Annotated in this window: 22 protein-coding genes; 12 read left to right on the forward strand and 10 right to left on the reverse strand. The window is 64.8% G+C overall.

Annotated features, from left to right (window positions below):
• Positions 1-52: 52 nt before the first annotated feature.
• Positions 53-1,561, forward strand: coding sequence for a cytochrome P450 (locus ACRYLT_RS00550; RefSeq protein ID WP_482662164.1), 1,509 nt, complete (start codon positions 53-55; stop codon positions 1,559-1,561).
• A gap of 137 nt (positions 1,562-1,698) precedes the next feature.
• Here ACRYLT_RS00550 and ACRYLT_RS00555 read toward each other — a convergent pair whose 3' ends face one another.
• Entirely contained in the window at positions 1,699-2,868 is a 1,170-nt protein-coding gene (locus tag ACRYLT_RS00555) for a PepSY-associated TM helix domain-containing protein (RefSeq protein ID WP_482662165.1), read from the reverse strand.
• A gap of 256 nt (positions 2,869-3,124) precedes the next feature.
• Between ACRYLT_RS00555 and ACRYLT_RS00560 the strand changes: the two genes are divergently transcribed.
• The gene (locus ACRYLT_RS00560; RefSeq protein ID WP_482662166.1) at positions 3,125-5,272 is read left to right on the forward strand and encodes a TonB-dependent receptor; all 2,148 of its coding nucleotides are present in this window, start codon (positions 3,125-3,127) and stop codon (positions 5,270-5,272) included.
• Positions 5,273-5,412: 140 nt separating this feature from the next.
• On the opposite strand, the gene ACRYLT_RS00565 is transcribed toward ACRYLT_RS00560, so the two are convergent.
• Entirely contained in the window at positions 5,413-6,189 is a 777-nt protein-coding gene (locus tag ACRYLT_RS00565; RefSeq protein WP_482662167.1) for an acyl-CoA thioesterase, read from the reverse strand.
• Positions 6,190-6,393: 204 nt separating this feature from the next.
• Positions 6,394-6,609 (reverse strand): hypothetical protein, encoded by a 216-nt coding sequence (locus ACRYLT_RS00570; RefSeq protein ID WP_482662168.1) that lies wholly within the window; start codon positions 6,607-6,609, stop codon positions 6,394-6,396.
• Between the two features lie 640 nt (positions 6,610-7,249).
• Between ACRYLT_RS00570 and ACRYLT_RS00575 the strand changes: the two genes are divergently transcribed.
• On the forward strand, positions 7,250-7,870 hold the full coding sequence (locus tag ACRYLT_RS00575; RefSeq protein WP_482662169.1) for a hypothetical protein: 621 nt from the start codon (positions 7,250-7,252) through the stop codon (positions 7,868-7,870).
• A gap of 82 nt (positions 7,871-7,952) precedes the next feature.
• On the opposite strand, the gene ACRYLT_RS00580 is transcribed toward ACRYLT_RS00575, so the two are convergent.
• Entirely contained in the window at positions 7,953-8,297 is a 345-nt protein-coding gene (locus ACRYLT_RS00580; protein ID WP_482662170.1) for a hypothetical protein, read from the reverse strand.
• Between the two features lie 592 nt (positions 8,298-8,889).
• Positions 8,890-10,626 carry a hypothetical protein gene (locus tag ACRYLT_RS00585; protein WP_482662171.1) on the reverse strand — a complete coding sequence of 579 codons (1,737 nt, stop codon included), beginning with the start codon at positions 10,624-10,626 and terminating at the stop codon, positions 8,890-8,892.
• Positions 10,627-11,067: 441 nt separating this feature from the next.
• Between ACRYLT_RS00585 and ACRYLT_RS00590 the strand changes: the two genes are divergently transcribed.
• From ACRYLT_RS00590 to ACRYLT_RS00615, 6 genes are read left to right on the forward strand one after another with little or no spacing between them, the layout of a single operon-like run.
• On the forward strand, positions 11,068-13,914 hold the full coding sequence (locus tag ACRYLT_RS00590) for a monovalent cation/H+ antiporter subunit A (RefSeq protein WP_482662172.1): 2,847 nt from the start codon (positions 11,068-11,070) through the stop codon (positions 13,912-13,914).
• A complete protein-coding gene (locus tag ACRYLT_RS00595) occupies positions 13,911-14,264 on the forward strand; it encodes a Na+/H+ antiporter subunit C (RefSeq protein ID WP_482662173.1) in 354 nt (117 codons plus the stop codon). Before ACRYLT_RS00590 ends, ACRYLT_RS00595 begins: the two co-directional genes overlap by 4 nt.
• A complete protein-coding gene (locus ACRYLT_RS00600) occupies positions 14,261-15,781 on the forward strand; it encodes a monovalent cation/H+ antiporter subunit D (protein WP_482662174.1) in 1,521 nt (506 codons plus the stop codon). Before ACRYLT_RS00595 ends, ACRYLT_RS00600 begins: the two co-directional genes overlap by 4 nt.
• A 4-nt stretch (positions 15,782-15,785) precedes the next feature.
• Positions 15,786-16,277, forward strand: coding sequence for a Na+/H+ antiporter subunit E (locus ACRYLT_RS00605; protein WP_482662175.1), 492 nt, complete (start codon positions 15,786-15,788; stop codon positions 16,275-16,277).
• Positions 16,274-16,543 (forward strand): K+/H+ antiporter subunit F, encoded by a 270-nt coding sequence (locus tag ACRYLT_RS00610; protein WP_482662176.1) that lies wholly within the window; start codon positions 16,274-16,276, stop codon positions 16,541-16,543. The genes ACRYLT_RS00605 and ACRYLT_RS00610 overlap by 4 nt, the downstream gene beginning before the upstream one ends.
• A gap of 3 nt (positions 16,544-16,546) precedes the next feature.
• Positions 16,547-16,978 (forward strand): Na+/H+ antiporter subunit G, encoded by a 432-nt coding sequence (locus tag ACRYLT_RS00615; RefSeq protein ID WP_482662177.1) that lies wholly within the window; start codon positions 16,547-16,549, stop codon positions 16,976-16,978.
• Between the two features lie 27 nt (positions 16,979-17,005).
• Here ACRYLT_RS00615 and ACRYLT_RS00620 read toward each other — a convergent pair whose 3' ends face one another.
• Both ACRYLT_RS00620 and ACRYLT_RS00625 read right to left on the reverse strand, forming a co-directional pair.
• Positions 17,006-17,404 carry a GFA family protein gene (locus ACRYLT_RS00620; protein WP_482662178.1) on the reverse strand — a complete coding sequence of 133 codons (399 nt, stop codon included), beginning with the start codon at positions 17,402-17,404 and terminating at the stop codon, positions 17,006-17,008.
• Positions 17,405-17,522: 118 nt separating this feature from the next.
• The gene (locus ACRYLT_RS00625) at positions 17,523-18,071 is read right to left on the reverse strand and encodes a hypothetical protein (protein WP_482662179.1); all 549 of its coding nucleotides are present in this window, start codon (positions 18,069-18,071) and stop codon (positions 17,523-17,525) included.
• A 153-nt stretch (positions 18,072-18,224) separates the two neighbouring features.
• On the opposite strand from ACRYLT_RS00625, the gene ACRYLT_RS00630 reads away from it, so the two are divergent.
• Positions 18,225-19,334 (forward strand): Kelch repeat-containing protein, encoded by a 1,110-nt coding sequence (locus tag ACRYLT_RS00630; protein ID WP_482662180.1) that lies wholly within the window; start codon positions 18,225-18,227, stop codon positions 19,332-19,334.
• Positions 19,335-19,405: 71 nt separating this feature from the next.
• On the opposite strand, the gene ACRYLT_RS00635 is transcribed toward ACRYLT_RS00630, so the two are convergent.
• On the reverse strand, positions 19,406-20,074 hold the full coding sequence (locus ACRYLT_RS00635; protein ID WP_482662181.1) for an alpha/beta hydrolase: 669 nt from the start codon (positions 20,072-20,074) through the stop codon (positions 19,406-19,408).
• A 292-nt stretch (positions 20,075-20,366) separates the two neighbouring features.
• On the opposite strand from ACRYLT_RS00635, the gene ACRYLT_RS00640 reads away from it, so the two are divergent.
• Positions 20,367-21,428 carry a sensor histidine kinase gene (locus ACRYLT_RS00640; RefSeq protein ID WP_482662182.1) on the forward strand — a complete coding sequence of 354 codons (1,062 nt, stop codon included), beginning with the start codon at positions 20,367-20,369 and terminating at the stop codon, positions 21,426-21,428.
• A 1-nt stretch (position 21,429) separates the two neighbouring features.
• Entirely contained in the window at positions 21,430-21,813 is a 384-nt protein-coding gene (locus ACRYLT_RS00645; protein ID WP_482662183.1) for a response regulator, read from the forward strand.
• A 12-nt stretch (positions 21,814-21,825) separates the two neighbouring features.
• On the opposite strand, the gene ACRYLT_RS00650 is transcribed toward ACRYLT_RS00645, so the two are convergent.
• Positions 21,826-25,185 carry a sensor domain-containing protein gene (locus ACRYLT_RS00650; protein ID WP_482662184.1) on the reverse strand — a complete coding sequence of 1,120 codons (3,360 nt, stop codon included), beginning with the start codon at positions 25,183-25,185 and terminating at the stop codon, positions 21,826-21,828.
• Between the two features lie 161 nt (positions 25,186-25,346).
• A complete protein-coding gene (locus ACRYLT_RS00655) occupies positions 25,347-26,291 on the reverse strand; it encodes a DUF481 domain-containing protein (protein ID WP_482662185.1) in 945 nt (314 codons plus the stop codon).
• Positions 26,292-26,406: the final 115 nt, after the last annotated feature.

Below are 26,406 nucleotides of genomic sequence, written 5' to 3' on the forward strand. Positions count from 1 at the left end.
TGCAGGTGTCGCGGACATGCTATCGGCGGCAAGTGGTAACCGCACCTGGGTCATGAACGAACAGCCGAAACCGTCAGCCGGCACGAATTCGCGCCAGACCGGTGACAGGCTCGCCGGGAAAACCGGCAGCTCGGCTTCTGAAGCGCTGAACGCGGGCGATCCAACGCCGGGCGGCGGGAACGAAGGCGGAAGCCTTGCGGATCGGCCGCTGCCACGCTTCGTTCCTCCACATCCGCCCCGCAACGCTGGCGCGGTTCCGGTTTGGCGCGGCTTCTTCGGCGAGCGGGCTCGAACGGCCGTTTACGGTTGGTCGCAGCGGGCGTTCGAAAGCAGCCATTTCCAGCGCAACGTGCTTGGCCACCGAGTGCACGTGGTACTGAATCCGGACCTGATCCAGCGCGTATTGCTCGACAATGCCGCCAATTACGTGAAGCCGGACCTCGTCAAGAAGCTGCTGGCGCCGACCATTGGTGTGGGCCTGCTGAGTTCGGACGGGTCGCTTTGGCGCGAGCAGCGCCGGATCGTTGCGGCGAACTTCGCGCCGGCCGCCGTCGCATCCTCGTTCCCGGCTTTCGGCCGAGCCGCCGGGCTGGCGGCGAGAAGCTGGCGCAACGGTTCGATCGAGGATGTATCGCTGCAGGCCACTCTCACCACGATGAGAGTCATCACCGACACGCTGTTTGCTGGAGATCCTCGGCTTACCAGCGACTCCGCCATGGCCCATATTGCCGCCGCTCTCGAAGGGGTCAGCGAAGCGCGTCTGCAGGTCCTGCTTGGACTGCCGATGATGCCCTGGAGCCGGCGCGGCCTGGCTGGGAGGCGAGGACAGCGCTATTTGCGGCAAACGCTCACCAAAGTAGTCCAGGATCGTCTTCCGGGAGGCGGCCCGGACGATTTCCTCGGCAAGCTCATCCGCGCCCTCGGTGAACGCTTTCCGGCCGACGAGGCCCTGGCACTCGCCGTCGACAACGCCGCCACCTTCTATCTGGCTGGTCACGAGACTACCGCAAATGCGCTGACCTGGGCGCTCTATCTGCTGTCGGAACAGCCGCAGTTGCAGGAGGATGCGTCGGCAGAAGCGAAGACGGCGATCGCTTCGGGAGCCGACGATCCGGGCCTTGCAGACCGGCTGCCATTGCTTCGCTCGATCCTCGAGGAATCCCTGCGCCTCTATCCCCCGGTTCCTCGCTTCGACCGTCAGGCGGTCGCGGCCGACCGGCTGGGCGAGGCCGAAGTGGCGCCGGGCGACATTGTCTCGATATGGCCCTGGATAACCCATCGGCATCGCATGCTGTGGGAGGATCCGGACGCCTTCGACATCGGCCGGTTCACGCCTGAAGCCCGGTCTCGCCTCCACCGCTTCCAATATCTTCCATTCGGCGGCGGCCCCCGAGTGTGCGTCGGCGCCCGGTTCGCCACCGCCGAGGCGCTGGTTGTCCTGGCGCATTGGCTCAGCCGGTGGCGCTTCGAACCGATCCCCGGGCAGCAGATCAGGGTCTCGGGAATGGTGACTCTCCGTCCCGCTGGCGGGATGCCGCTACGACTGGTGCTCCGCAAGTGACAGGCAAGTCCTCCCCGATTTCGCCATCCGGACCGGATCAAGGGGCCCGCTCATCTCCTCTAGCTGGTTTCGACGGAGCCGATTTCGTGCCCGGCAGAATTTCCCCGACCGGCAACCGTGAGCGCTTCAGGCCGTGGTCATTCGGCGGGCTGCGGTGCAAGGCTTGCCGCCTTTCTCTTCCCTCGTTTCCCTCGCCAGCGACGACTGCGAAGCCACATCAGTAATCCGGTGACCGCAAGCAACGCCGGGATGATACCGCCGACGAATATGACGATCTGCCACCCCAGACCCATCCCGGTACCGTCATGCCAGCGCCGCATCATCCTGGCCGTTGTCTCCGGCCTCGGGCCGCGTGGCGAGATAACCTCGCCGCTGGGATCTTCGACCTCGACTTCGGCCGGACCACCCTCGCGGGCGAAGCTGATCTTCCAACGGTTCGACTGGTCGGTCGGCCACGTGATGCTGACCAGCGGCCCCGTCGCCAGGGGCTGGGCGGCAACAAGCGCGGAATCGACGCTCATCGAGGTGCGCTCCAGCGGTCGAGCTCGCATTGCCCGAGCCCGGTCGGGTGAGCCGCCGCGCTCGCCGCCTTTCCCTGCCGCCTTGCTCTCCACCTTCGGCTGATTCCCTTCGAAGGCGCTGAACACGCGCGGAAAGGATATCCAGAATCCAGTGACACTCAGCATCGCGAGAGGAAGGAGCACCCAGAAACCCAGCTGGTGGTGAAGATTGGCGCTGAGCGTGTCCTGCCGCTTCCAGCGGAAACCGCGCCTGAGGCTGCCCGCCAACGGCCACCAGAGCCAAAGGCCCGTGAGGCAGGAGATAAACATGAAGACTCCGACCCAACCGACAATGGTTCGGCCCCAGCCGGGCACCATCAAACTGCCATGGAGCACGTGGAGCACATGCACCGCGCCGCTGTTGCTGGAGGCTCGGTCGAGCACTCGTGCATCTTCGGGCGCGAGCCAGACATTGGTCCGGATCGGCCGTCCGCCACCGGGCTGAGGCGGGCGCGCGGCCGAGACCATGACCGGTCCTGCAGTGCCTTCCGGATAGCGGATCGTCGCGATCCGTTCGCCGGGGCCGAGCACCGATCGCGCGGCCGCGGCATAAGCCGACGGCGACAGCTCCGGGGCCGCTGCCACTTGGTAACGCTGAGGATTCAAGGTCTCGTCGAGCCAATCGTGCCAGACCAGCGCTGAACCGGTGAGCGATACAGGAATGATGAGGATCGCCAGGAGAATCCCGATCCACTTGTGGACGGACAGCCACAAGCCGCGAAGCCGAAGGACAATCGATTGAGCCACTTGCTTCCTGAGCTACGGCAGCCGAGTAGAGGCTAATGCGAACGGCTTGCAAGAGCAGGAGTGTATCAATTTGTAGCGGACAAGCGCCGAAGCTCGGGAAGATCGCTTAGGCAGGCACCGAGGGCTGCATGGCCGGAGCGTCCGCAGCAGAGCGGAGGCGAGCGCCGCTTCGTGAGGGCGTTAGTAAAGCGCTATTGCGAATTATTCTCATGATCACTAGACGCGCTTTCCGAAACAAGCACAGAAGGGGTTTTCGATGATCGTTCGTTCGGTATCCTTGGCGGCCTTGGCAGCGAGCCTGCCGGTGTCGGCGTTCGCAGCCGATGATGCCGCAAACTCAGCGGAGACTGCTGCCGCCGGCACCGTCATGACCGCCGATTCTGCCGAACAGGGACCGATCGTCGTCACTGGGCAGCGTGAGGAATATGGCGCTTCGTCGACCCGATCCGCGACCAGGACGGAGACGAGCATCCGCAATGTGCCGCAGGCGATCACGGTCATTTCCGAAAGCCAGATCGAGGATCAGTCGCTTCGGTCGATCGCCGATGTGCTGACCTATGTTCCGGGGGCGATGCCCGGCACCGGCGAAAGCAATCGCGACCAGATTTCGCTGCGCGGCAACAATACGACGGCCGACTTCTTCATCGACGGCATCCGCGACGACGCCCAATATTTCCGGGACCTCTACAATGCGGAGCGGGTCGAGATCCTGCGCGGTCCGAATGCCATGATCTTTGGCCGCGGCGGCGGCGGCGGCGTCGTCAATCGAGTGACAAAGCGCTCCAGCGGCAACCCGTATCGCGAGTTCGCCCTCAGCATCGACAGCGAAGGCGGCTATCGGTTTACCGGCGATATCGACCTTCCGATTTCCGGCGGTGCGGGACTGCGAGTCAACGGGGTGTACGAGGACGGCGAGAGCTTCCGCCGCGACGTCGAGCTTGAACGCTACGGCATCAATCCCACCGTCGGCATCGATATCGGCGGCTCAACCCGGATCGACCTCTCCTACGAATTCTTCCACGATCGCCGAACAACCGACCGCGGCGTCCCCGCTTTCGGGGATCGCCCCCTTGAAGGATATGACGAGGTTTTCTTCGGTGATCCGGATCAGAGCTTCGCCGACGTCGACGTCCATCATGCTGGCTTCGCCATCGAACATCGCTTCAGCGACAGCCTCATCCTGCGCAATCAGACCCGTTATTCGGATTATGACAAGTTCTACCAGAACATCTTTCCTGGCGACCTCGTCGAAGCCACCGGCGAAGTTCGCCTTGCCGCTTACAGCAATGCGACTCAACGCGAGAACCTCATCAGCCAGACCGACCTGCTTTGGGAGAATCGCCTCGGCGGAATCGAGCAGACAATCCTGTTCGGCTTCGAACTCGGACGGCAGGATACCACCAATCGGCGCCGCAACGGCTTCTTCCAGCCTTCGGACCTCCCCAGTCTGTTTGTTCCTGTCGGATCCCCTACGGTCGATGCCGACATCATCTTCCGCCCGGTGAACACCAATGCTGCGAGGACTCCCGCGACCTTCAACGAATCCGAGGCGACGGTGGCTGCCGTCTACGTTCAGGACCAGATCCGATTGTCCGACGCGTTCGAAATCGTCGCCGGGCTTCGCTTCGACCGGTTCGAACTCGACGCCACCAACCTCAACAATGGACAGACGTTCAACCGGGTCGACGAACTGTTCTCGCCGCGCCTCGGCCTCGTCTTCCGGCCGGTTCCCACCTTGTCGCTCTATGCCAGCTACAGCCGCTCCTATCTGCCGAGCGCCGGAGATCAGTTCGCATCGCTCGACCTGACCTCGGAAGCTCTGAAGCCCGAGCGCTTCGACAATTACGAGATCGGCGCCAAGTGGGAACCCATCCCCGGTCTGCTCGCGAGCCTCGCCGTCTACCAGCTGGATCGCATCAACACCCGAGCGCCCGGGCCCACTCCTGGAACGATTGTGCTCACCGGTGAACAGCGCAGCCGCGGCATCGAAGTCGGGCTGGAGCGACAGATCAGCGACCGCTGGCAGGTATCGGCCGGCTATGCGCTGCAGGAAGCCGAGATCACCCGGACAACGGCGGCAGCGCCCGCCGGGCGCGAAGTGCCCTTCGTGCCCCGGCACCAATTCTCGCTCTGGAACCGCTATGACGTGACCGACCGGCTCGGGCTCGGCGTCGGCGTGGTGGCTCGGTCGAAAATGTATGCATCGATCAGCAACGCGGTGACCCTGCCGGGCTATGCCCGGGTCGACGCCGCCATCTTCTACGAACTGGCTGACGGCATCGAGGTGCAGATCAACGTCGAGAACCTCTTCGGCGAGGACTATTTCCCGACCGCTCACAGCGACAACAATATCGCTCCCGGAGCGCCGTTCACCGCCCGTGGAACCGTGCGGTTCCGATTCTGACTCGGACCGATGCCGGGAGACGGAGCCCAGCCGCTCTCTTCCCCAGCTAGTCCGAACGATGCCGGCGCGGTTTCCCCGCCGCGCCGGCACTTTCGTCATCCGCTCCGATCTTTCGCCGGTCGGCGACGCTGAGCAGCTCGTCAGATGAAGATCGCCACCAACTGGCGTCCGCTGGCCAGGAGTCGACCGGCCGAGTCCCAGAGCGACATGGACTGCAGGGAATAGCCGCCGCTCGAATGTTCGCTCTCGGAGGCCAGCAGGTGCCAGTCCCCGAGATCCGTCGCCGGCTCGCCGAGATCCAAGGTCCAGGTCATCGTGCTGATCGGCGCCGGCTTCGGAAAGCGAGCCATGGCCGCCGGCGGTAGCGCATCGGCCAAAGCGAGGAGCGCCGTCGTCGGGTCCGTCCCGGGCGGCTGCTTGAAACGGGTCCAGACGGCAAAGCCAGGAGGCCCTCCGCTGAACAGGGGCGATCCGCCGGCAAGGCGGAGATCGAAATTGTCGTGGAAGCCGCCGGTCGGTCCGATGAATTCGGGACCTTCGCCGGGAGTACCGACGTCAGGTCGAATCCCGGTACGATTCTGGACCGCGCTGCCTCGGTCGGCACCAAAGACGAAGGTCGCTCGAGCGGACGGGCCGGATTGCGAGCGGCAGTCCACGGCAATCGTCGTACTGGACTTGCCCGCCCGAAGAAGGGTGGCATCGAAGGACAAGGTGCCGCCTGCTGGCCCAACGAAGGCGATCTGGGCGGACCGCAACGGCGCCTGAGGGCCGAACCGTCGCCTGGCGGCTTCGAAGCACAGCGCCGCCGTCATTCCGCCGTATAAGGTCCGCCCTTGCGACCAGCGTTCGGGCGCCTCGATCAGCTGCTGGTCGCCCTCGGTCCTGAAATCGTCCAGCGCGTCCGAGAGATTGGCCATCGTGATCGTCTATCACGCCGACGACGAACCGCAACGGAGTCGAACCGGCGGGCTCCTAAGGCGAGTCATCACACCCTGACAATTGGCGATTGGCCTCGGCCGATGATTTGCACCCCAGAAGGGAGCACCGCCGCAGACAATCACGGCTCATGTTCGGCTTTCCGAACAACATCATGGTCGAGCCGCACCTTGGACCAGCCCGGATCAGCCCGGGCGCTTCTTCCCCTCGCGGACGGCGACACCGACCAGCACGGCCGTCGACAGCAACACGCTCGACACCAGCACTGCGATCGACAGCAATCCTGCGCTGGTGACATCGAGCCGCCCGACCAGTCGGACCTGCCGGCCGATCCGGATCAGAAGCGCGCCTCGCTGACGGCCCCATGCGCGAGGCGACGGGGAATGGGCTGTGCCGGTCATGCCTTCCCGGAACGCCAGTTCGAGTCCCCGGATCCATTCTCGCTCGGCAACGCCTTCAAAAACCTCGATGGACTCGCTTGTGTGAGCATATAAGGAACATGCACGAGATTCGGGAGTACGCCAGGATTTGAGCATGTGGCCAGAGGAAGGCATCCGGACTTCGGCCAATCCCCTCCGGCGGCTCTTCGACGCCTGCGTCCAAGGCTACAATCTCGCTCTGAGCTGCCGCAGTTGCGGCCGCCGCAGCGTTCTCAGCCGCCATGCCGTCTGGTGGCGGTTTCGCAACAAGGGATGGTCTCAATGGCTTCGCGACGTTCCGAAGCGCTTCCGCTGCGGGGGCTGTGGCCGACGCGGGGCGGATATGGCGCTGGTCCGCGAGGATCCGACGGACTGCTCACTGCCGATGCCGAGCCAATCGGAATGGAAGCGGGAACTTGGCCGGCGGCGCTGACGGTCTTTTGACGCACCCGGCGATTGCTGGCCGAAGATCGACATCCGTTCGAAATCGGACAGCGGCTGTCCACGCGCGAACAGCCCGGTACCTCGCACGCCCTCCAGTCCAGCGGGAGCAGCGTGGCCCCGAACTTGCAGCAGCGATGCTCGTCCAGATGCATTGGAATTGATAGGAGAAGAGAAGACCGTGACCCCTCCCAGGATACGCTCCGCCTTCGTCGTCGCCCTGCTTTCGAGCTTTGCGGTTCCGTTCGCGTCCCCGGCGCTCGGCGCCGCCGCTCTGCAGTCGGCAGAACGCATGTCCTACATTCTCATGTCGCCTGGCAACCGAACCAACACCATGAGCGGGTCGGTGGACGACTTGAACCGCGCTCGGGCGCTCCGGTCCGGAGACGAGGGCCTCCTCTTTGTTCGCCGGGGCAGCGCCGCCTACGTGATTCGAGACGCCGCCACTCTGCGCCGGGCCGAACTCATTTTCGAACCCCAAAGGGCGCTCGCTGCCCGCCAAGCGCAACTGGGCTCGCGCCAAGCGGCGCTTGGAAGCCGCCAGGCCGCACTTGGCGCGCAGCAGGCACGCCTCGGCGCCCAGCAGGCAAGAGCCTCGGCGCACGAGCAGGCCGAACTCGGTCGCGAGCAGGCCGTTCTGGGCCAAGGCCAGGATGAACTCGGTCGGCAACAGGATGCACTTGGCCGGGAGCAGGAGGCCCTCGGCGGCGAGCAGGATCGTGCCGGTCGGCAAGCAGAGGCTCGGCTGCGCGCGCTTGTTGCCGAAGCATTTGAGAATGGCGTGGCGCGGAGAATAGACTAGTTCAGAGGTCCGTCCGCAGAAGCAGGCTGCGGTGCGGCCCGGCAAGCGATCCGGAGCCCGACGGGCGGGCTCCGGACCCGGCTCAGCCGAGGAAATGCCAGCCAAGGGCGGCGACCGGCCCGACTGTCAGTGCCACGAAGGCGAGCGTCGGAACGAGGCCAAGACGGAAATGCTCCCGATGATCGGCCTTGAACCGAGCCAGAGACGGCTGGAGCCCCTCTCGGGCCGTGGCAAGGCCGACCTCCAGATGGCGACCCCTCTTGAGAAAATCGAGCAGGGCGAGCCGTTCCTCGTCCGCAATCGACGGATAGCGCCGAAGTAGATCGGACATTCGAGACACGCGATCCTTGTCGAACGCATGACCGCTGGTTTCGAACGGGTCATTATCGCCGAGATCCTGGACCTCAGCGGCGTGGAAAGTCTTCATATTGTACGCTCCCATGCGAGCGGGCAAACCGCGCGCTACCGGATTGGATTCGCTGATCGCGAGGCCGCAACCCCACGGTGGGAAATCAGGCCTCGGGAGGAGCGTGAGACTGGAATCCGGACGCTACATGAATCGGGACCCGCGATGACTCGGCTCCGGAGTCGGGCACAGTAGGCCATGTGCCACGGTCCAACGAGGTGAGGGCCGGCGTCGGGCGGTCGGCTTCGTCCGAGTTTCCGCCCAACGAACGGTCGGGCCTTCCGGCCACATCCTCTGCGCTGGCAGGACTGAGGCGCGGGAAAACAAGTTTCCACCGGTCGGCCGATCCAGCTTCGACATGCCGCGGACCCTGGTCACCGGCGACCGCGTCGGGCACTCCCCACAGCAGGCCGAGAAGCAGCGACAGGAGAATGAACGGCCGGCTCCATTCCATGTTCGTCAGGCGCTCGGTCGGCATGGCTCGTTCATCGTCTTCAACTGCCATGTAGGCCCGGGCGTCACTCAGACAACCCGCCGACGATAGCCGAACAGTGGGTGCTGATTCAGGTTAGCTCGCGGATCGGCGGCTCGGCAGTTCGCGCCAGCGGAAGCATCACAGCCCGAAGACCTTGAGAGCCGCGTCACCGAGACCACGCAAGCCGCGGCCCCACAAGCCGCCTTTCTCCGCCGCTCGCGGCATTTCCTCATAAAGGCACCAGCCGGCCTCGCTTTCGAAACTGTCGTTGAACAGTTCCTGTCGGCCGATCAGATAGGCGCCGAACGCCTCGGTTCGATACACCGCATAAGCCAGACCGGCGCTGAATCCGATGGTCGCGGCCTGGTTGATCCCGCGGCCACGTGCCGCCCGCTCGACTCGCACCCCGCGCGTTCCCTGAACGATCAGGGTACAAGGCCCATGGAAGACCAGGTAGCGGAGCTGAAGCGTCAGCCAGGCCGAAAGGTGACCGATCCGCCAGTGTCGAGTGATGCGCATCGGCTCGGCAATCGGCTGAAGCAGCCCGCGAAGCGCCCGAGGGCGAAGAGCGACCGCCGAGCCCCGGCCGATCCGGACCAGAGTGATCTCCGCGAGCGGATCCGGAGTCGCCGAAACGAGGACGTGATCAGGAATCCCGGTTCGGATCCTGACCAGAGCGACCATTCCCGCGGCGATGCTGCTGAACGGCATCCTCCAGCTTAGCAGCCATTGGGTTGCCTTGTCGGCGCCGTGCGGCGAGCTTTGAAGCGCTTCCGGCAGGACCAGCAATTCCCAGCCCGGCTCGAGCTCAACCGAGTGCGAGACAGCGGACGCAGCGCTCGCGACCGCCACTTCTCCCCTTTCCCCCGAAATCAGTCGAACCGGCGGACGGCGGGCCGCCATTGGCGCCACGACAAAATAGAGCGTCGCCTTGACGAGAAGCGGCGCCAACATCGCCACCGCAAGGATCAGCAGGGCCGTTGGAAGCGTTTCAACGATCGGCTGGCGGATCCAGAGCAGCCAGTTGCGCTCTGCAGCGCGGCGAAGCCGGTTCTGGCGTTCGGCCAGATCTCGCCTTTGAGCATCGAAAACGGCGGACAGGTCATCGGCCGCGGCTTGGGTGGCCACGGTCGCACCGAGCAGGCGATCGAGTGTTTCGATCGTTTGGCGTGCGCGGCGATTCTCCGACAAGGCCCGAGCACGCTCCGCCCGAGCGGATTCCAGAGCGCGATAATTGGTGCAGCCCAGAGGCGGTCGAGCACTCTGGCAGAGCAGGTTTCGAGGACCGGAAAGCGGCCGCGCATTGAGTGTTCTGATCCGCTCGTTAGCCTGCTGCCAGCGGGCATGGCTCGATCGAAGCACCTGCAGGGCCTGTGCCCGACGCTGCTGCAGGTCCTGGCGCCGTCCCTGCGCCGAACGGGCGGCGAGCAGCCGGTCGATATAGTCGCGCTCTCGTTCGAACAGGGCTATCTCCGCTCCGGAGCGATAATGGCCAAGAACCCGGTCTGAGCTTCCCGAAGCCGCCGCCAGCGCGAGGCCGGTCGAACTCAATTGCTCCGCTTGTCGTTCCTTGATCAGGTCCGGAATCCTGGCACGGCGCTCTCGAAGCGCCTGTTCTGGAGCGTCGGCGAGCGCCGCGGTTCGGCGCTCCGCCTCGCGGCGGCGCTCGCCGGACCAGCTTTCGAAGCGCTGCCGCGCCTCACGAAACGCCAGCTGCTGCTCGGGCAGAGTCCGCGAGGCTCGAGACTGATCTCGGATCCAATCGATTGCCGGCGGAAGCGCGTAGCGGCCCGCGATTAGGATCAGGACGATGAAAGTGAGAGCCAGCAGGTGCCGGAGCAGCCATAGCAGAGCATTGCGAACGAAAAGGATCACGACTCCATAACGCGCCGGATCGCCTCGGCGTCCCCGCCTCCGATTCCGCGATCCTTCTTCAGCAATTTAGAACCCATGAGCCTCCGGTCCGTTGGCAGGACGAGATGCCTGATACGGAAGCGATGACGATGGTGGAACGGGCAGGTACCAGAAGAAGTGCCCTTCGTCTGCTTCGTATCGCTTCGGTTTCGCGCTGGCGGCCGAGCGGGTCCGGCGGGTGAGCGGCGCCGGCCATCCATCGGCCTGCGCCGCAGCGGCGATGAGGGAGGACGGAAAGATCCCATCAGTGCGGATCGAGCGTCTGTCCCGGCAAGCGCCTCCCCCTGACCATTCGGTTGTGGGCGTCGACTCCCGCCTTGATCCGTCCCCGGTGGTGGGCAACGGGGTTCCTTCGCTCCAAATCGGGGCAGCCTGGCGCCGAGAACGGGAGGAAGCTGAAGAATGATCGTTCTGCTCGCGCTCCTGCCCTTCGTTGGGGCGTTGATCACCGCCCTGCTCCGCCCGCTCGGCGAAGCCGTTCAAGCGGCCGCCGCCGCGGCGTTCACCGTCGCGGCCCTTCTTGTCCTGCTTGGCGAAGCGCCGGCCGTGATCGGCGGCGAAGCCCTGACGGCGCGGTTCGAATGGGTGCCTTCCGTCGGATTGAACGCCAATTTCTTTCTGGATCCACTGGGGCTGATGTTTGCCGGCCTGATCCTCGGCATCGGGCTGCTCGTCATCATCTATGCCCGTTTCTACCTGTCGGCCGCAGACCCGATGGGCCGATTCATGATCTTCCTTCTGCTCTTCCAGGGCGCGATGCTCGGGATCGTCCTGTCGGACAACATCCTTCTGCTGATCGTCTTCTGGGAGCTGACCAGCCTCTCCTCGTTTCTGCTGATCGGCTTTTGGAGGCACCTTCCGGAGGCACGGCAAGGCGCGCGGATGGCGCTTGCGGTGACCGGCGGCGGCGGGCTCGCGCTGCTCGCCGGAATGCTCATGCTCGGCAACATCGTCGGCTCCTACGATCTCACGGCAATCCTTCGCAGCGGCGACCTGATCAGGGCCTCGCCGCACTACCCGCTCGCGCTGGTCCTGATCCTGGCGGGGTGTTTCACCAAATCGGCCCAGTTCCCCTTTCACTTCTGGCTTCCGCACGCCATGGCCGCGCCGACTCCGGTCAGTGCCTATCTTCATTCGGCGACGATGGTGAAGGCCGGCGTCTTCCTTCTCGCGCGGCTGTGGCCATCGCTCGCCGGCACCGACCTGTGGTTCTATGTCGTCGCCACCACCGGGCTGGTCACGATGCTCGTCGGAGCGGCGATCGCCCTGTTCAAGCACGACCTCAAGGCGCTGCTGGCCTATTCGACGATCAGCCATCTCGGTCTTCTGACGATGCTGTTCGGCTTCGGAACGCCGATGGCGGCCGTGATCGGGGTGTTCCACATCCTCAATCACGCCACCTTCAAGGCCGCGCTCTTCCTCAATGCCGGGATCGTCGATCACGAAACCGGCACTCGGGACACTCGGCGGCTCGGCGGGCTCCTCGGCCTGATGCCGATCGCGGCGACCATCGGGATCGTTGCGGCTGCCTCAATGGCGGGCCTTCCGCCCCTCAATGGCTTCCTGTCCAAGGAGATGATGCTCGAAGAGGCGGCACATACCGTCTGGTACGAACTTCACTGGCTCGTGCCGCTCGTCGCCACGCTCGCGGCGACGCTTTCGGTCGCTTACTCGCTCCGCTACATCGCCCATGTCTATCTAGGCCGTCGACGGAACGATTATCCGAAGAAGCCGCACGATCCCGGGGTCGGTCTCTGGGGCCCGCCTGCGTTGCTGGCTCTGATGGTCGTCGCCATCGGCCTGTTCCCGGCGAGCCTGGCCGGGCCGCTCGTCCAGTCGGTATCGGGATCGGTGATCGGGACTGAGCCGCCTGATTTCGCCCTCAAGATGTGGCACGGCTTCACTCCGGCGCTGCTGATGAGCGCCTTTGCCATTCTCGCCGGTGCCTTGATCCTCTGGCGCTACGCGACGGCCGAGCGCATCTGGAACCGCCTTCCCCTGCCGGAGGCGAAGCGACTCTTCGACCTGTCATTCCAGGGGTCGGTCGCGGCAAGCCGCTCCTTCATTTTCACGGTCCACAATGGATCGCTCCAGCGCTACCTGGCGATCATCTTCCTGGCCGGCCTCGTGGTCGCCGTCGGCGGCGCATGGTCAGGCGGAATCGCTCCCGGAGACCGTCCGACGATCCCCGCAACGCCGGTGGCGATCGCCGCCTGGTTCGCCCTCATCGCCGCCACTGGAGCGGTGATCTGGGCCCAGCGGCGGCGATTGCTTGCCCTGATCTTCATCAGCGTCATCGGACTCGTCGTCTCGATGGGCTTCATCCACCTGTCCGCACCCGATCTCGCCTTGACACAGATTTCGGTGGAGGTGGTGACCATCCTCCTCCTTCTCCTCGCCCTCAACCTCCTGCCCCACAAGCCCTCGGCAATCAGCTCGCCTTCCAGACGGGTTTGCGACGGCTTTCTGGGCCTTCTCGGCGGTGGGGCGGCGGGCTACGCCGCCTGGGCGGTGATGACCCGCTCGCCCCGCGACCCGATCTCCGATTTCCATTGGCAGAACAGCTATTCCGGCGGCGGCGGCACCAATGTGGTGAACGTCACGCTGGTCGATTTCCGCGCCTTCGACACGTTCGGCGAAATCATCGTCCTGGGCATCGCCGCGCTCGCCATCTACGCCTTGCTCCAGCCGGCGGTGCGCGGGATTTCAGGGCAGCGCCTGCTTCACTGGAAGTTTGAGCTTACCCAGTCGCCCGAGCGTCATCCGATGATGCTGGTGGTCGCCACCCGCCTGCTTCTCCCGCTCGCAATCATTGCCGGTCTCTACATCTTCCTTCGAGGCCACAATATGCCGGGTGGCGGCTTCATTGCCGGTCTCATCTTCTCGGTCGCGATCTTGATGCAATATATGGCTTCGGGCTTCGAATGGGCCGATCGCCGAAGACCGGTGGACCGGCACGCCATGATTGCCTGGGGCGTTCTGATCGCGGCGGCGACCGGGATCGGTTCGGTCCTGTTCGGGGTTCCGCTCTTCACTACCGGCTTCGACTATTTCGACCTTCCCCTGATCGGCGAGGTCGAGCTCGCGACGGCGCTTCTGTTCGACCTCGGTGTGGCGCTGGCAGTCGTCGGCGCGGTAATGCTGGCTTTGGCCGAACTGTCGCACGTCGCCCAGCGCGCGGAGAAGATCGAGCATAGGGACGAGCCGATGGACGTCGACCCGAGCCGAAGCACGGAGGAACTGGCATGAGCCTCGAATTTCTCGTCGCGAGCACGGTCGGGATCCTGACGGCGGCGGGAATCTATCTGTGCCTGCGCGGTCGGACCTTCCCGGTGGTGCTCGGCCTGGCGATGCTCTCCTACGCGACCAACGTCTTCCTCTTCGCGATGGGTCGCCTGGTGGTGAACAGGCCACCCATCTACGGCAAGTCGGTCGCCGCTTATACCGACCCGCTGCCCCAGGCGCTGGTGCTCACCGCGATCGTGATCGCCTTCGGGATGACGGCTCTCGCCGTCGTCCTGGCGCTCCGCACGTACCTGGAAACGGGCACCGACCAGGTCGACGGCAAGGTTCAGCCGGGAGACGACGAGCGGTGGTGAACCACCTCGTTCCCGCGCTCATACTGCTTCCGGCGCTGGTCGCGGCGATCAGCCTGTTCGGCCTTCGCCGGCCGCTGATCATCGGCCGAACCTTTTCGATCCTTTCCACGGTCGCCCTCGTCATGCTCTCGATCCACCTGCTCCGACTGGCGAGCGACGGTACCGTCATCGCTTATTCGCTTGGCGACTGGCCGGCACCATACGGCATCGTTCTCGTTCTCGATCGCTTGTCGGCGTTGATGCTGCTCGTCACGTCCCTTCTCGCGCTGATCGTGCTCTGGCATGTCATCCAGACGGGGCTCGATCGGCGCGGCTGGCATTTTCACCCGCTTTTCCATTTCCAGCTGCTGGGCCTGAACGGCGCCTTCCTCACCGGCGACCTGTTCAACCTGTTCGTCTTCTTCGAAGTGCTTCTGATCGCCTCTTACGGGCTGATGCTCCATGGCCAAGGGGCCGAACGGCTCAAGGCCGGAGTTCATTATGTGGTGATCAACCTCGTCGGCTCCACCTTCTTCCTGATCGCGCTCGGGATCCTCTACGGAGTGACCGGGACCCTCAACATGGCCGACATGGCCGGGCGCGTCGCCGGAATCGCGGAAGCCGATCGCGGCCTGCTGCGCGCGGCGGCATTTCTGCTGTTTGCGGTGTTTGCGCTGAAAGCCGCGCTGCTTCCGCTTCATGTCTGGCTGCCGCGCACCTATGCGCGCACCTCGCCGCCAGTCGCGGCCCTCTTCGCGATCATGACCAAGGTTGGGGTTTATTCGATCATTCGGGTGGCTACCCTGATCTTCGGAGTGGGGTCCGGGGCGGAGGCCTGGCTGTTGGGCGCCTGGATGCTCCCGGCGGCTCTGCTCACGACGACGATCGGTTTCGTCGGCCTTCTAGCCGCGCCGGCGCTTCGCGATCTGGCAGCCTTTGCGCTGATCGGATCGACGGGGACCCTGCTCGTCGCGGTTACGCTTTTCGACCAGCAGGTCCTGGCGGCGGCGCTTTACTACCTTCCGCATACCACGCTTGCGGCCGCGGGCCTGTTCCTCGTCTGCGACCTGACCGACCGCCGGCGTTCGCGGTCGGCGATTGAGTCGGCGGGCGGTGTTCCCCCGGGATGGGACGCCGTGGCGGCCCTGTTCCTACTCGTGGCGGTCGCCATCATCGGATTGCCGCCGCTGTCCGGCTTCGTCGGCAAGCTACTGATCCTCGAAACCGCCTTCGCTCTTCCGGCGGCACCCTGGATATGGTCGACGATCCTGATCACGACCTTCATCGGCCTGTTGGGCTTCGCTCGCGCAGGAAGCCGCTTGTTCTGGAAGGGCGTCCCTGAAGCGCCGGTGCTGGAGGGCGCCAACCCACCGGGGACGTGGAGCGAGCTGATCCCGTCCTGCGCCCTTCTCGCCCTGCTCTTCGCCCTGACCGTCTTCGCTGCGCCGGTGCTTGCCTATATGGACGAGTCTTCGGCGCAGCTCTTCTTCCCCAGCGACTATGTCCAGGCGGTGCTCGGCTCCGCCGGAGGAAGGTGATTGGATGCTGACTCGGTTCTTCCCTCACCCCGGCCTGTCGGCGATGCTGATCCTCGTCTGGGTGCTGCTTCTCAACAGCCTCACCCTGGGCGGAATCCTGCTGGGGCTCCTGTTGGCGGTGCTGGTGCCGATCCTCACCGCTCCCTTCTGGCCGGATCGCCCGCCGCTGCGCTTTGGCTGGGCGATGGCCGATTATCTGGCCGTGGTCGTGTGGGACATCGTCGTCGCGAATTTCGAGGTCGCCTGGCTGATCCTGTTCAGGCGCAGCGCCGACCTGCGCTCGCGCTGGCTGGTCGTCCCGCTCGATCTGCGCTCGCCCGAGGCGGTCACCATGCTTGCCGGAACGATCAGCCTCACCCCGGGAACCGTGTCAGCCGATGTTTCGGCGGATGGTCGGTCGCTGCTGGTCCACGCCCTGGACGTGGCCGACGAGGCGGCGGCGGTCGACCGGATCAAGCAGCGCTATGAAGCCCGACTGGTGAGGATCTTCCGATGATCGCCCTTGCCCTGTCCTTTGCCTTTCTTTGCCTCAGCCTGGCTGTCCTGCTCAATCTCTATCGCCTTTTGGCGGGGCCGGCGCCGGTCGACCGAATCCTGGCACTGGACACGATGGTGATCAATTCTATCGCCCTGATCATTCTCTTCGGAATCCACCAGTCAACGACGCTCTATTTCGAAGCGGCCTTGCTGCTTGCCATGGTCGGCTTCGTCGGCACCGTGGCTTATTGCAAGTTCACCCTTCGCGGCGACATCGTGGAGTAGCCCATGCTGGTCGTCGAACTGATCGTTTCGGCTCTGTTGATCCTCGGCGGTGCCTTCGCCCTCATCGGATCCTGGGGTCTGGTCCGCCTGCCCTCGCTGATGACCCGTCTTCACGGCCCGACCAAGGCGACGACCTTGGGCGTGGGAAGCTGCCTGATTGCCTCCGCCATCTACATGCCGGCGACCACGGGCACCTATACGGCGCACGAATTGCTGATCACCCTGTTCCTCTTCCTGACCGCGCCGGTTTCCGCGCAGATGATGGCCAAGGCTCATCTCCACCGCCACGGCAACCACCTTGATCCCAACCCCGCCGATGGCATCGAGCAGGGGCTTCCGCAGCCGGAGGGCAGCGCGGGCTGGGCAACATTCGCCTGCGATCTGGAGGGCCCCGATCCCGAGCGCACGCCAAGGCAGGAGCGGCCGGGAAAGTAGAGCAGGGCTCGGCCGGAGCGCATCCGGTCACTGGGGGAGCGACGGCGCCTGTTCGAACTGCTCCGCTCCGTCGGCGATATCGTAATAGTCGCCCTTGTCGGCCGTGTAGATGTGAATGGCGAGGCGGGTGTTGGTGGGGCCGTCGAACGCCCCCATCGCGATCGCTATCGAATCACGGCCGATCGGATCCCAGAACAAGGTCGAACCGCAAGTCGAGCAGAACCCTCGGCGCGCTTTGGCGGAAGATCGATACCAGCCGATACTCTCTTCTCCGCTTACCTTCAGCAAAGACCTGGGAACGTCGGTCGAGGCAAAGTAATGCCCCGACTGCTTTCGACATTGGCTGCAATGGCAGCCGTCCGGCGCCTTGAGCTCGCCCTCGATCTCGAAGGTGACGGCGCCGCAAAGGCAGGAACCTCTGTGCATATTCGATCGCTCCAGCTTGTGAACTGGCGCCGACACTATTGACTGGCCGACCGCCCGGCAATTCGCTGCACATCATGATCGCGCGGGCTGGGGACCGGCCTCAGTTCGGCTCGCCACGTCAGTACCAGGCGTCGAAATGGCTTCCGGGCCGTTCACGAGGGACCTGCCCCCGAAGGCTGGCAGGCAGATGCGGCATCAGCTTTTCCTCCCACGACGAGCGGACACCGGACGGGCGACCCGGACACTGGTGATAGCCGATCTGGCGGTCTCCGTTGGCTCCGGCGAACACGGCAATGCCCGAAAAGGTCCGACCGGGATCGGTCGCGAGCGAACCATTTTCGCCCTGGAAGACGACATAGTGCACGTTTCCGCGGTTGAAGCGGACGTGTGACTGGTGTCCGCCTCCCTGCCCGACGACCTGACCGACGCGCACATTGTTCCACCCGCCGTCGCTGGCGAGGTCGATCTCGGGGCGGCCCGGCGGCCCGAAGCGGTAATGGACGGCGCCTTGCCGACCGCAGACGCTCCCGACCCGGCGGCCGAACCGACAGGAATAAAGCAGGTCCTCGTCCGCCCGGCAGTGAGAAGTGGCGGACCCGGCCGGTGCCTGAGCAGCAGCTCTGTCCTGAGCCAGCATTGCCGCGGTGAAGAGCAGGCTGAGCAGCATCAGGACCTCCCTGGTCGCTGCGAGTTTAGCAAGCGCGACCGATCGGCGCATCTCCAACTTCGCTTTAGCACACAGAGGCGAGGCCATGACTTCCGACCTATGGTCCCAAATCGTCCGCTGTGGCAGCCTGGGAGAAATCTTGGGAGACGGGTGATGAGCAGGCTTTCCGACTTCGTTTGGGGAACTTCTGGCGCAATCGCTTCGCTGGGTTTGCCGGTTGCGGCCATGGCCGCTACCCAACAGCTTGGGCCGCCGCCACAGCCGGCCACCCCCGTTCAGGAAAACGAGCTCGTCGAAACCTGGAACCCGCGAGTTGCAACCGGCGCACCGGTTGGCGCCTATCCGGAGTTCGACGGGTGGAGCCTGGGCGCCGCCATGCCCCTCCCCCGCTCCGAGCATGCCATCGCAGAGCTGAACGGCCAGATCTGGGTGCTCGGCGGCTATCCCCCCGGCCGTCTGCCTTCCAATCTCGTCCAGATCTACGATCCGGCGACGAGCCGCTGGTCGCTTGGGCCGCGCCTGCCCCAGCCGATCCACCACATGATGGTCAAGGCGGTCGACGGCCGGCTCTACGTGATCGGGGGCGAGATTGACGGCGCGAGCACCGGGCGGCCGGAAATATTCGTCAACCACGTCTGGATGCACGATCCGGCGATCGGCGGGTGGGTCCAGCGCGCGCCGATGCCGACGCCGAGGAGCGGCGGCGGCTCGGCGGTGGTCGACGGCAAGATCTACGTCGCCGGCGGCCGCCCGCCCGGCGGCTCCGCCTTCGAAGTGTACGACCCAGCCACCGACCGCTGGGAAAGGCTTCCTGACCTTCCGACCCAGCGCAACCATCTCGCCATGGTCGCGATCAACGGCCGGATCATCGTCGCCGGCGGCCGCACTGGCCCCGTTGCGATGGCCGAGCGCGTCGACGTGGTCGAAATCTACGATCCCGCCACCCGTCGCTGGAGCCGTGGCGCTCCGCTGCCGGCGCCGCGGGGCGGGATCACCGGGGCAGTCCATGCCGGCTGCATGTTCGTCTTCGGCGGCGAGGGCGAGCGCAGCCACGTGCTTGGACTGACGCCGACCACATATGTTTACGATCCCCGCACCGACCGCTGGACGCGGCTTCCGGACCTGCCCATCGCCGTCCACGGCCTGAAGGGCAGCGCCGTGATCGGCGGGCGAATCTTCCTGCCGGGCGGCGGCATCACTCTCGGCGGCAATTCCGGTACCAACGCCATGCAGGTCTACCGGCCGACCGTGCGCTGCGAATGACCGCGCGGCCGGGCTCCGCCCCTTACGGGCGCTCGCGCTTTCGCTTCCGAAGTCTTGCCCCTTTGCGGCGATCAGTCATCGCCGACGAGGACCCGACGGACGAACTCCCCGCCAAGCCGTAGCCCGTCGGGATCGACCATGTGGCCGAGACCCGGCGAGACATGCGCCTGGACCTCCAGGCCCAACCGCTCGAGCGCCGCCTTCGAACGGTGCATCGCTCCGACAGGAACGATCGGGTCGGCGGACCCGTGGACGAGCAGGACGGGCGGCCGGCTCACGATTTCATGGACCAGGCGGGCCGCGCCCGTGACCATTCCAGAATAGCCGACGATTCCCGCGACCTGTCGCTTGCGGCGAAGGCCGACATGGAGCGCCATCATCGTCCCCTGACTGAAGCCGACCAGAGCGAGACGATCCTCCGAAAGACCATAATGATCGAGCTGCTCGTCGACATAGGCATCCAGCGTCCCGGCCGCACGCTCGGCGCCCGCCGCAAGCGCCTGGTCAGTCAGGCTCGACAGCTCCCACCAGTGGAAGCCGAGCCCCATGCGCAGCGCCTGGCCGGGAGCGTCGGGGGCAATGAACAGGGCATCGGGAAGGAAGCGTCGCCAGTGGGGCGCGAACGAAATCAGATCGCTGCCGCGCGAGCCGTAGCCGTGCAGGAGCAGGACGATCTGCCGGGGTGGATTGCCGGAGGCCGGCGCGAGTTTGGCGACCGTGCTGATCGAAGGACTGGTCAATTCTTGGTCTCGAGGAAGTCGACGCGGAAGAGCGCCGGAGTGGGATCGACGGGCTCAACGCGACAGCGGCAATCGGTTTCCGTTCGGCAAACGGACTGAGGCAGCCGCTTGGCGAGTCGTGGAACGCCGCCATTTCGGGCGAAGTTCATGTCCGGATAAAGGTTCAGCGAACCGGGCCCTGAATGGCACAAAGCCTGCCCTTCCGGCAAACCGATCAACTCAGCTTGTTGCCTCAATGGCCTCCCGGTCCCTATGCGACTTCCGGGGGGCCGCGACCGGATTCGGAGATTGAATGGCGCAGGCAGACGAAGGCAGCGGATCGGCGAAGCTCCAGGACACGGAGCGCCGACTTCAGGCGGTGCTCGACAATGCGACCGTTTCGGTCTTCCTGATGGATGATCGGCAGCATTGCATCTACATGAACAAGGCGGCTGAGCAGCTGACCGGCTATTCGCTTGACGAGATTCTCGCTATCTCCCGACCGCTCCACGACATCATTCATCACACTTATCCCGACGGACGGCCCTTTCCGCTGTCCGAATGTGCAATCGACCGCGCCTTTCCCGAGCACAATCATGTTCAGGGAGAAGAGGTGTTCGTTCACAGGGACGGGAGCTTCTACCCGGTCGCCTTCACCGCCAGCCCGATCCAGGACGAGAGCTCCGAGACGATCGGGACGATCATCGAGGTACGGGACATCAGCGAGGAAAAGGCCGCTCAGGAACGGCAGCGGCTGCTCATTGCCGAACTCAACCACCGGGTGAAGAACACGCTCGCCGCCGTCCAGTCCATTGCCCACCAGTCGCTCAAAGGCGCGGACACCGCCGCCCGCGACGCGTTTCAAGGTCGGCTGGCGGCGCTTTCGGCTGCCCACGATGTCCTCACTCGCGAAGGATGGACCGGCGCCAGCCTCGCCGCCGTCGTTCAGACCGCGGTCGCGCCCTTTGCTTCACCGGAGCGGATCGAGCTTCAGGGTAGAGACCGAGCCCTGCCCCCGAAGATGGTCGTTTCGCTCTCGATGGTCCTCCACGAGCTTGCGATCAACGCGGCGAAATATGGTTCGCTCTCGAAGCCGGAAGGCAAGGTGCGGGTCATATGGTCGGCCCGCGGCGGCGACGATGATGGGCGGCTTTCGATGCGGTGGGAGGAAGCGGGCGGACCGCCGGTGACACCGCCCGCTCACAGAGGCTTTGGCTCGCGCCTTCTGGAACGCCAGTTCGCAAGGGAGTTCAACGGCACGGTCGAACTCGACTTCCGACCCTCGGGACTGGTCTGCTCGATGGAGCTTGAGCTTCCCCCGCCCGGTGGGAACGTTGAGCAGGTGCTCGAAGACTCGGCGGGCCCGGTCGGGTGAGATGACTGACCAACCGTTTTCTCTTGCCGGCTGCCGGGTTCTGCTCGTCGAGGATGAGAGCCTCGTTGCGGCGCTGACAGAGGATATCCTGCTCGAGGCGGGCTGCGACGTCATCTTGGCCATGCAGCTCGCCGAGGCGCTGGCTCTCGCCGCCGACGAGACCGTCGAGGTCGGCGTCCTCGATGTAAATCTTGGCTCTGCTCGGAGCTATCCCATCGCCGAGACTCTTCGTGCCCGAGGCGTCCCTTTCCTGTTTGTCACCGGCTATGGTCGGGACGGGCTGGACGAAGCCTATCGCCACATTCCGACGATCCAGAAGCCCTACCGGCCTCATCAACTCCTTGCCGCCATTGCCCAAGCGCTTGGCGGATCGGGGGAGCGCTGAACTCGATCGTGGTTATGCGGCCAGTGATGGAGCCCGGCAACGGCCCGAACTCAGCGCCTTGACTGCTTTTGGCACATCCTCTGCCGCGACGGCCCGGCTGTAAAGGAAGCCTTGGGCGTAACGACAGCCGCGGGCGACGAGATAATCGTGCTGCTGGAGGGTCTCGATACCTTCCGCCACCACGCCGATCCCGAGGCTCCTCCCAAGACCGAGCACCGCATCGACGATCGCCGCACCGCCGCCTGGCCTCCCGATCGACTGGACGAAGGACCGGTCGATCTTGATGAAGTCGACCGGAAACTGGTTGAGGTGGGAAAGCGAAGCATAGCCGGTTCCGAAATCGTCCAAGGCGATCTTGAGGCCGGCCGAGCTCAGCGCTCGAAGGGCTTGCTCCACATATTCGGCTCCCCGTCCCAGGAACACCGTCTCGGTCACTTCCAGTTGCAGCGCCGAAGGGGGAATGTTGGCGCCGTGGAGGCGTTCCAGCAGCCGGTCGACGAAGTCGCCGCGCCTCAGCTCGGCGGCGGCGACGTTGATGGCGACATGGCCGAACGGAAGATCCGCTTCCCTCCAGCGGATCACATCTTCGATCACCCGGCCGATCATTCGATCGCTGATTTCCGCGGCCACGCTCATATCCTCGAAGGCGGCCGAGATTGAGGCCGGCATCCGAAGCTCGCCCGAAAAGTCGCGCCAGCGCAGCAGCGCTTCGAATCCGAAAACCTTGCCTTGCCCCAGGTCGACCTTGGCCTGGTAGTGTGGGAGGATCGCGTCCTTTCGGACCGCGTCCCTGGCGAGGTTGAGCATCGATGTGCGCTTCTGCATCTCCTCGCGCATCGACGGACGGAAGATCTTGTACCCCCCTCGCCCCGAAGCCTTGGCGGAGTAGAGTGCGACGTCCGCATTCTTGAGCAGGTCGGCCTTGCACCGGCCATGCAGACCGAAAAGCGTCGCACCGATGCTCGCGCGGCATTCGAGCAGTCGGCCGCTGAACGAGAAAGGTTCAGCCAGCGCGCTCATGATGGCCGCCACGGTCGAGGCCACGGCTTCGGCATTCTCCGCTCCCGGAAGGATCATCGCGAACTCGTCTCCGCCGAGACGAGCGATGGTGTCGTCGGGGCGAAGAGCGCCTTTCAGCCGGCGCGCAAACTCGCACAGCAACGCATCTCCCGCGTCATGGCCGATCGCGTCATTGACCCGCTTCAGATAATCGACGTCGAGCATCAGCAGGGCAAAGCCCCCGCCCGAATGCTCGGCCCGGCCGATCTCTTCCTCCAGCTTCTTCTGGAGCAGAAAGCGGTTCGGAAGCTGGGTCAGCGGATCGTGGTTGGCCGCCCACTGGGCAAGGTCCTCGGCCTGCTTCTGTTCGGTGAAGTCGCGCGAAATGACGACATAGTTGATCGGCTTGCCGGCGGAGCCGAGGATCGGCGCGACCACGACGTCGAACCACCGGTTCCGGCTCGGAGTCCCACGAAGGACCAAGCGGCCAACGCCGCCATTCTGAGCCACCTCCAGCGCGGCTTCGGCCTGGATTCGTTCGCTCCTATTGAATGCGCTTCCCCAGCGCTGCCCGACAAGATCGTCCGCGCTCGCAACTCCATAGGCCCGGACCGTTGCGTCGTTGACGAACAGGACCTGCGCCTCGAGGTCGAGCACCGACACGCAGTCGGGACTCGCCTGGACGATGCCGCGATAAAGCTGCTCGATTTGGTCGCGCTGCCGCTCGGCGCGAACTCTGTCGTCGATGTCGGTGCAGGTGCCGTACCAGCGGACGATATCGCCATCCTGGTTCCGTTCGGGGATCCCGCGAACCAGGGTCCAGCGATAGTCGCCCGGGCAGAGCTGAAACCGGACCTCGGCTTCATAATTCGTGCCTTCGACGAGACAGCGGCCCCACTGGCGAAGGGTCGGCTCCACGTCGTCGGGATGGAGCATCGACAGCCATTCACCCGCCATCAGCCTCGTCGACTCACCGCCGTAGAAGTTCTTCCACTGGTTGCTGATGAAATCCACGCTGCCGTCCGGCCCGGCCGACCAGATGACCTGCGGAATGGAGTGCAGGATCGCTCTCCCACGCGCCTCGCTCCGCCTCAGCTCCTCCTGCTGGACATATCGCTCGTGAATGTCCGTGACAGTCCCGTACCAGCGGATCACATGGCCTGCTGAGTCCTTCTCGGCACGCGCGTTGCAGACCACCCAGCGATAGGTGCCGCTGCGATGGCGGACCCGGAACTCGGCCTCATAGGGTTCACCGCTGGCGCGGGACCGCTTCCAGGCATCGATGGAGGCCTGCCGGTCTTCGGGGTGAACGATCTCGTCCCATTCGCCGCTCGCCGTCGAGCCCTCCGGAAGACCCGTAAATTCGTACCAGCGGCCGTTATAGTAATCGGGCTGGCGGCCGTTTCCGGGTATGGACCAGACCATCTGCGGGATGATGTCGAGCGTCGATCGCCACCGCGAAGCAGCGGCCTTTTCCGCCGCCTCGAGCTTCTTGCGCTGGGTGACGTCGCGGAAGAAGACGGTGATCCCGTCGGGCGCCGGTGTGACTTGAAGCTCATACCAGCTCTTGTGGGATTCCAGATAACCCTCGACCCAAGCTGATTCCCCTCCCTTCATCGCCTGCTCGAACAATTGACGGAAGTCGGACTCGCGTCCGTCAGGGAAAAGGCTGAGGATCGATCGGCCAATCAGGTCCTTATCGCCAAAATATTCGCGCGCGCGCCGATTGAGGTAGGTGAGCCTCCAGTTCCGATCGAGCGAATAAACGCATTCGGAAGTGCTCTCCAGCACCGTCGCGAGCATGGCTGAGCGCTCCTGGGCTGCCGCTTCGGCAGAGCGCGTTGCCTCCTCGAGGTGCCGCACCGCGGTGAGATCGTCGATGAAGCCATCAATATAGACTGGGCCGCCGCCAGCAACCTGGTGGACATGGGCCTGCTCCCGGATCCAGCGCTTGTCGCCGCAGCGATGAGTGATCCGATAGACGATCGAATATTCTCCGGACCCGGCAACGGCTTTCTCCACCGCCTCCCTGACTCTGGGCAGATCTTCAGGATGAATGATCGCTGCCCAACCGCCGGCCTCCTCGAACGTCTCTCGTCGATATCCGGTAAGGTCTTCGACGCGCTTGCCGATGAACAGCATCCGCCACGGTGCCGCTGCCTCGCAGCGATAGACCACTCCCGGGACGTTGTTGATCAGGTAGAGGAACTGACGGCGAATCTCCCGGAGCGCTTCTTCCGAGCGTTGAGCGCGGTCTTCCGCCTCGGCAAGGAGGGTCGCCGAAGCGTCGGCGGGCGCGCAGGGCTTCGCCTGCCTACGCAGCTTCCTAAAGGCGCGACCGCGCCGATACCGCGCTCCAGGTTCTGCCGCCACGCTTCCTCCAACGACGGATCTTCCGCTCGTTGGAAAATTCGTAGAATGAACAGGTTAAGGCAGAGTACCAGGACTTGGGGGAAAACACGGTCGTCGCAGGGCCTGATCGAGCCGGCTTCGGTTTCCGGAGCGGGAAAGGGTTCGTCAAGGATCAGCCTTGCTCAGAAAGCGTAGACGACCGTCGCTCGGCTTGTGGTTCCGGAAGAATCGACCCCTCGCAGGGGATCGCGGTCGAACCTCAGTTCGTACGACATTCGAAGCCGCAGCGGACCGAACAGCGCCGCGTCGAGTGCAGTCGTCGCTCGCGCATTGCTGCTGCCGCCGTCAACGAACAGCGAACCGGTCTGCTTGAGCTCAAGGGCGGAGTTCAGTTTCCAGCTCGCATCGAGCGAGGCCCGTCCGGCGACATTCTCGCGCTTCGAACCGTCGAGGAAATCCGTGAGGCGCAATACTGCGCCGCCCTCCAGTTCCAGGCGCAACGCATTGGCGTTGACCAGCAAATAGCCCGCGCCCAGACCGGCCGAATAGCGGCTGCGATAACCGACAAAGGGATCGCGCTCGAATTGTGCGATCCCAAAGCCGTAGACCTGCCGACTGAGCGCCAGCCGCGGTTGCCACTCGGCGGAGAAGCGCTCGATCGTTCGCCGTCCGTCCGTTTCCTGAACTTCGGCCCGACCAGTCAGCCGGTGAGTCCAGTCGATGCCCGATCGACTGGCCGAAACGGTTCCGAACAGGCCGAAGCTGCTGGCGTCGCCCGTGGTGCGCGACGCGCCCAGTTCCAGATCGCCCCGCCAATTGTCGAACAGGCCAGCCTCGGCCAGGCGCGCTTGCTGCCGGGCGGCCTGCTCGGCCTGACGTGAGGCTCGAGCCGCACTGAACGCCTGGGTGAGCCGGTTGATCTCTTCGGCGGCGGCGGGATGCGCTCGAGCAACGAAGCGGGCGACCATCTCTACAGCAGCCGGATCATCGCTTGCGATCGCCTCCTCGATCACCGCTCGCACCCCCGGCGGGAGGACAGCGGCAGCCGGGCTGTCCGCCTCCACCGGTGATGCCGCTGCCTGGGCGCCGGCAGCTGCGATCAGGAATCCGAAGTCGAGCATGCTCATGCCTTGGGGCCATCCGACGCCGAGTTCAAGTTTGCGACGGTTTCGCTGAACCGATCGAAGCGGCCACACCAGGCCAAGGAGGGCCGGCAGATTGCACCGTCCAGCGCGCTTCGAG

It is taken from the genome of Sphingosinicella sp. SM1-17 (assembly GCF_056821765.1).